Origin of the sequence: Pedobacter sp. HMWF019 (assembly GCF_003061025.1) — a bacterium.
Classification (GTDB): domain Bacteria; phylum Bacteroidota; class Bacteroidia; order Sphingobacteriales; family Sphingobacteriaceae; genus Pedobacter.
Genome location: NZ_QAIL01000003.1, coordinates 1 through 7444, shown reverse-complemented (window position 1 = coordinate 7444; position 7444 = coordinate 1). Strand labels below are relative to the sequence as shown.

Genomic DNA, 7444 nt, shown 5'->3' with positions numbered 1-7444 from the left:
GATTATGGCTTGGCGAATAATCAAGAATCAAAAATTCATCAATTAAGTTTGAATATATCTCATGCATATATTTTAAAGTTCACCTATTTGATAACACTCGATGCAATTTCCCTTTCCATCCCTTTATTTTCAGCATTTAAACTTGTCTCATAAAATTCTAATGTATTTTCAAAAACTTTAACAAATGATGCTGCTATGTAGTAAAGTTCGCCGTTACTTTTTATTTCAAACAAACAATTACCATTATGACTCAAATATTCATTAGCTGTGTTATAGCCAAGACTTTTTGTATCAGTACGAACTCGTTTGATGCTTATCCCTGTCAATCTACTAAATAACTGAATGTAAACGGTACCATAGAAGATAATGTCTATATTATTTGTGTCAACATTATTTTTTTGAGATCTTAACAATAATTGTCCGTGACTAACCAAAGCCCCAAATACCGTAAAGTATCTTTCTGATTTGAAAATTTCTACATCTATCATATTAATTTTAATTAAATGGATTAGGAACTACTTTCCCACCTTGATAAAAAATTGTCCTTTTTAATACCTCTGGATTTGAATATATGTTATAAAGTTCCCAGCTGGTCACTCTACTCTTACTTAGTCCTTTTACTCCTTCTGTAACTGCGCCCCATGGACTATTAACTCCTGTTAAATTAAAATGTATTTCATTGGCAGGATTATTAATAGTTTCTAAAAATTGACTTTCAAAATGTTCAGTTCCCCATGTTTTCCATGTACTACCTTTTACATTCTTAGCAAATTCATCCAAATGTTCAGAAACACCTAATGCAATTCTATTTGTCACTTTAGCACCAAAAATTCCCTTTAATAAGGGGCCCAATTTAGTTGCAGCATATTCTCCTGCAAAACCAAAAGCCACATTTTCTACAACTGCCAGGCTTGTCGAGGGTTGAGACATATCTTGGTAATCGATCTTGTCTCTTTCGGCCTGCAATTTAGCTTTTTGATCCTTCTCATCCTTCTTCTTTGCTATATAAGCTTGAACATCTTTCCATTGATTACCAATGTAAATCTCATTTGGATTGACGGTAAACTGACTATTCGCATTCTGATTCCAATAGATACCATGAGGACCGTCTACCCAATCAGTCCCCTGCATTCCATCGGGATCAACAAACCTTATCGGGTTATTGAATCCATAATTGTAGGGAGAATCCTTTCTCATTTTCTCTGCCAACGGATCCACTACATTCCATCTCCCCACTGCCGGATCATAGAATCTCGCCCCATAATCATATTGCTCTAAGCCATCTTGCAACTCCTTGCTATTATAAAGATAATTATTTCTTGTACCTAATGCATAACTATTAAATGTTTTTCCAAAAGGATAATAATCATCCGCTTGGATCTGTGTTCCGGCACTGTTAAATGAATACCGTGCATTGCCCAAATGATCTTTTAAAGTATACTCATAATTGTAAACGCCTGAAACTGGTCTGGCTATCCCTTCTTCAGTTTGGATAAAGTCTATGGCTCCTCCATTGTACTGGATCCCGTCAATATAATGTGTAGTCACCGATCCTTTTACCCGGGTCAGTTTTTTACCAGTAGCGTCATAGGTGTAGGTTGAAGCGTTAGGTCCGGTAACGGTGGCTGGCAAGTTCAGTACATTATACGTAAAGGTATTTGTTCCATCGGTCAGGGCATTTCCGTTCAGATCGTAAGTATAACTCCTGGTTAAGCCTCCTGTTACCGTGTTTAACCTATTGCCCGTGTAAGTATACACCTGCGGGGATAAAGCATCCCGTGTCAGGGTCAGTATATTACCCATTAGGTCATAGGTGATCCCCTGCTCATTTTTGTTATCTGAAGAGATTCCGGAAGTTAAGCGGTTCAGTTTATCATAGGCGTAGACATATCCCTTTACAGCACCTCCTGCTGTACTCCAAAATTGATTGGCAATATTCCCATTGTATTGAGGAATAGCACCGTCTGCATAGCTAAGAGCCATTATAAAACCTGGTGAGTTGCTCCCAGTCAACCAGCCCCGCTCATTATAGCCAAGAAGATTCGTGTTTGATCCATTGTTCCGCTTTTTAGTGGTCACTTGTCCTACTTCATTGTAAATAAGCTCTGAAAGTACCACCTGTGGGCTTGCCAGTGTTCCGATCTTTTCATTGGTTCTGGTCTTTCTGCCCCGATGGTCATGGTCGTAACCGGTGTAAATCGTGGTACCAGTTGAGCCAACAGTGTGTGTCCTGGTACTGCTGGTTACCTGACCTGGGAAATTATAGACCAGATCAGTTACATCTATGCCGCCCAGGTGGTTAGCACTTTTAGATTGGATCACCCTTCCAAAACTATCGTAGTAATTCGTGGTGAGCAGCATGGTCGTAGTTCCTAAAATATTCACTTTAGACCCGGTAAGCAGTGATTTAACAGCTGTCCCAATACTTTGAGTTCCTGTAGGGTTACCAAAGGTATTGCCATAAAAGGCATAATCATCGTAATAATTTAACGTATAATAGGACTGGACATTGGCGTGGGCAGGTAGCGCCACATTGCTATAGCCGGTTCCTGTTGTACTGGTATTGGCATCATCCCTGAGTTCGCAGTTTTTACTCGCTGCATTAAATAGGTTCTGCCAGGAAACCCGGGTACCCGTACTGCTAATAATTCCGGTAATGATGGGCCTGCTGAGTGTATCGTATTTACTAAAGAGCCATTTATTCGCTGCTGCCTGTACAGCGTCTCGGCTCAATACTAAACGGTCCAGTTTGTCGTAAACCATTTCCTCCCAGCCTTTACCGGGAATCTTCTTTTCAATTAAACGTTTACGTCCATCATAATGATAAGCATAAACATAATTGTTAAAGTTGACATCATTCTCTGCAAAACTGTTGAGGTTTAAGCCGGTCTCATTTACCGCCGGAGGCAGTACATAGCTCAGGTTACCCAGATCGTCATATAAGTAATAGGTGGACAGGCTTTTGGTTTCATTTTCCCAGACCCGTTTCAGCACCACATGCCCTTCGAAATCTTTGTATTCGTCAACCGTTCCGGTTTTTCCGCTCACCCAGTTCTCATCCTTGGAGGTGGTTAGGTACAATTTCCCTGGAAGGTAGTTCCCTGTTGAACTTGCCCCACCGGCACCTACTGTCCATAATTTAACCTCTGCTGCATTGGTCCCATAATCTGTTTTGGCCGTATGGCCAGCGCTGCTTCCAGGTACAGGTTGCCAGGTACTTCCAGGAAACCCTTGCTCAGTAACCCGGTTTAGAGGACTGGGCTCAAATACCGTTTTGGAAAAAGCGGTATTATTCGGGATCAAGGTGACTCCTGGGGCATTCCAGACTGAAGTATTAGAAGGGTCGGCATAAAAGCTATTTTGTTCATTAATCGCATTGGCCTTATAACTTCCATTACTGAAGGCAGTCATAGCCGGATAAGGAAGGTATTTGGTATCCTCCCGGCCATAAACATCATAGGTTATTGGGGTAACCACATCCCGAAAAGTGGGACTTCCTTTTACCTGAATAGCTTGCAACGGTCTTCCCAACCCGTCAAAATACTGAATATCGGCCTGTACTTTGGAAATATCTGAACTGGCAGAAATAACTGCCGCATCAGAGGTAAACCCAGCTTGGTTTGGCGTATAGGTCAGGATATAGTTCTGATCCTGGCTGGCCTGGACAGCACTTGCTACAGCACCCGTCACAGCAAGGTTTAAGGAAAACACATTACTGCTGTTGGTGGTATTGAAGGCCTGAATCTGATAGTTTGCCGCAGCGGTAACTGTCGTTGGTGTACCTGAGATGGTACCTGTTGCATTGTTGAAGCTTAAACCTGCAGGCAAGTTGGGGAAAATGTTAAATGCAGAGGTGGCAATCTTACGGATCATGTTATTGGCATTCTCTGCCAGGTAGAGATTGCCCTGGCTGTCGATCGAAATCCCGTAAGGACCGTTATAACGGACCACAGATCCGGTACCATTGACTGATCCGGCAGTCGTTGTTCCTGCAAAGCTGGTCACCACACCGGCTGGGGTGATCTTACGGATCATGTTATTTAAATAATCCACAGCATATACATTCCCGGCAAGGTCTACTGCCACACTATTAACATAATTAAAACTGGCAGCTGTTCCTGTGCCATTGGCTGAGCCTATCGAGCCGCTTCCGGCTAAGGTAGAGACCACACCGGAACTGATCTTCCTCACCATATGGTTGTAGCGGTCGGCAACATACAGTGCTCCCGCCTGGTCAAAGGCTACGCCCATCGGTTTATTAAAACTTGCAGAGAGAGCGGCTCCGTTGCTCGCTCCTTGTGTTCCGCTTCCGGCAAAATCGCTGACCACACCCGTTGGAGTAATTTTTCTGATCTTATTGTTGTACGCATCGGCTACATACAGGTTTCCCGAACCATCAAAGGCCAGTCCCATCGGGTAGTAGAAACTCGCAGCAGTGCCTGTTCCATTGGCAGAACCTATCGAACCGCTGCCTGCAAATGTGGTCACCACGCCTGCCGAGCTAACCTTTCGGATCCTGTGGTTCTGCTGGTCGGAAACAAATACATTTCCTGAAGCGTCCACAGCCAAAGCAGATGGATGCTGGAAAATGGCGGCTGCACCGGTGCCATCCGCATAACCTGCATAACCGGCTCCCGCCAGTGTGGTCACCACCCCAGCTGGTGTAATTTTACGGATTTGGTGATTATCTCCATCGGCGACATAAACATTCCCGGCAGCATCCACGGCTGTATTTAAAGGGTTATAAAAACTGGCAGCCGTGCCTGTTCCATTGGCTGCCCCAGCACTTCCCCCTGCTAAGGTGGAAGTGGTCTGACCTCCTGAGGCTGCCGGGCCGCCGGTTACAGCTACCATCAAGGGCGTGATCCCAGATCCCATAGGATAGTTCTGCGGGCTGGAATAGCTGATACTTAAACTTTGGGAAAAAAGTTGTGTCCCGCTTACCAATAAAGCGGCCAATAGAATTAAAGAATGGGTATACTTTTTCATCTTTCGAGTGCTTATGGTTTATAGTGATAGGTAATACTTTTTACAACATCTCCGTTTCGATCTTTTATACTCTTTAGCCTTTGAAAACTATCGTAATCATAATAAGTCGTTTGGCCTTTAACATCTGTTTCTGATGTTGTGCCAACCAATGGCTGGTACAGGAAGGATGAAATAAACGCTTGCGGAAGATTATTTTTCAGAGGCAATAAAAAGTTATCAACTGCGGTTTTGTCCGGATTTGGCAAACTGCTAAAAGTGGCCACTGCTGTACTACCTCCTAATAAAGACTCTATAGTTCCATAGTCTGCGCCCTTAATTTCGGCAATAGGGCATCGCGAATTATAGCTCCAGACATAGTTGATTTTTATGTCGTTTAACCTGGATAAACTCAACAAATTGGCATTTTTATCATAGTTTAAATATTGTATCCTGGGATCATAAACGTTATTGCCTAATTTTGTAGAGATCTTTTGTGGCAATATTGCATTATTGCTTCCAGTCCATAAAAAATAATCTGTCATAGTAGATTCTAAAGGGACCGAGGTATCTGTATTTTTGTAGCTAATCTTCTCAATAACAGGAGACCAAATATGCCTGTTTACCATTTCTGTATAAGGCTGTATCGCAGAAAAATCATGTGGATATTTAAACTTTACAATTAACTTATCGCCTTTACTGGTCATCGTTATCTTACTGGTAGGTAATAGATGGGCACTATTGGTATATTCATTGATTTCCCTGTCAGCAACTGCTAGTCCTGCCCTATCATATTTTATCGTAACAACACTATCCAATTGCATTAGTCCAGTTGCCATTTTGTAAGAATCAAATGTAAAATCGCTGTTAACATGAGCAGCGTCCTGATATTCTGGACCTAAATGGACATAAATCTTCTTTACTCTAACAAATTGACGGTAAGCGGTTCTGGCGACGCTATAATTGTACTGTTTTTCCTGAATTAGTTTAAAAAGTGTTCCGTCGAATTGGTAGCTGGATTCGTTAGCCAGAAGATTATTCTTCCAGGTATTTGAATAGACCATGTTTCTTGGATCGGTAGTATTGGCTATAGTTTCGTCATAAAACAAATTATAATGGTACACCGTCTTACCATTGAAATTATCGGCTCCGGCTGCACTAGTCTGATATTTTGTAATATAAGAATACAGGATTGGACTTCCACTAACCTGAGAAGCAGCTGCAACTGTATTGGCATAATAAACATAAGAGGTAGGGGCATAATAATATTGTACAAAGCCCAGAGAAGGGCACCCAATACGTTGGGTATAGGTATTGGATCTTAGATTTAGGAAACCTGCCGGGGTGATCAAATCCCCACCTCCATTTTCGTCAAATCCATATTTAAATAAATCTTTAGAAGCAAAACTCCCTCCTGGATTATAATTGGTAATGCTTTTCACCCTGAGTCCTCCCCCATAGGCCAAAGAAAGATTAGGATTATCCCAATTGATGGCCAAATTAACCAGCACAGTGCCATTAGAAGGCCCGGTATTGGTATAAGCATTTGCACTTAGCGTATAAGTATGTGATTTGTTAAAATTGATATTTGTTCCAATTCCAGAATAAAGGATACCTGAATTATAACTTGTTGAAGGATTGGGGTTATTTATGGAGATTTGCTGACCTGTTGTTTCATCTTTGATTATAATTACCGGCGGGGATATTCCTGGATTCACATTATATGCCCCAATTTGAATAGTATAACGCACATTAATAGCATTTACAGGTACTGTGAAGGGTTGAGAGATAAAGGTGGGTCCGCTACTATTACCTAATACGCCACATGATGTAGAACCTGGGTTATAAGTAATCAAACCACTAGATACATGTGGTTCCATTTCAAATACAGTTTTTCCTCCAGTTGGATACTGTATAGATTGAAGACTACAGGCTTTAATTGCTGCTGTGTCAGTTTTCCGGTCCGCACTGCCAATCGTATAATTTGTACCTAAATGATCCTGTACAGTAACCTGGGAAAACATAGAAGAATTCAAAAATTTTCCATTATTAAAACCCCAGTCGTCTTGTCCTGTAGATTCCCTTGAAGTCATTGGTGAATTATTATAAGCCATCGCATAACTTTGAGATTGATCGGAAGGGTTTATAGGTAAGAATTTCACTTCATCCAGGCGGAGCCTATAATTTCTTTTATCTGTATTACTATATGGATTACTAAGACCCAAGGTAGAGTTATAATAAAAGTATGAATGATTCAGCTTTGCATCTTTGATTTTGGTGAATGTTTCATTTATATCCGAGGCATATACACTGATTTCCTGTAATCTCTTTTCTCCTGTTCGATCTTGCCTATCATTTATATTAGAGAAAACTATCTTGCCACCCCGCCAACTGATATCTGTTAAAAAATATTCCGTAGTTCTTTGAATATTGGTTAGAGTTGTCTGAAGTAAATTATAGCTAAAACTTGCTGCACTAC

3 protein-coding genes are annotated in these 7444 nt (G+C 41.4%); all 3 read right to left on the bottom strand.

Features of this window, described 5'->3' with window-relative positions; translation table 11 throughout:
* Window positions 1-83: 83 nt before the first annotated feature.
* A complete protein-coding gene (locus tag DBR11_RS00080; RefSeq protein WP_108549570.1) occupies window positions 84-488 on the bottom strand; it encodes a hypothetical protein in 405 nt (134 codons plus the stop codon).
* Window positions 489-495: 7 nt separating this feature from the next.
* Entirely contained in the window at window positions 496-4989 is a 4494-nt protein-coding gene (locus tag DBR11_RS00075) for a DUF6443 domain-containing protein (RefSeq protein ID WP_108549569.1), read from the bottom strand.
* An 11-nt stretch (window positions 4990-5000) separates the two neighbouring features.
* The coding region (locus DBR11_RS00070) for a hypothetical protein (protein ID WP_146186423.1) at window positions 5001-7444 on the bottom strand (2444 nt) is incomplete at its 5' end.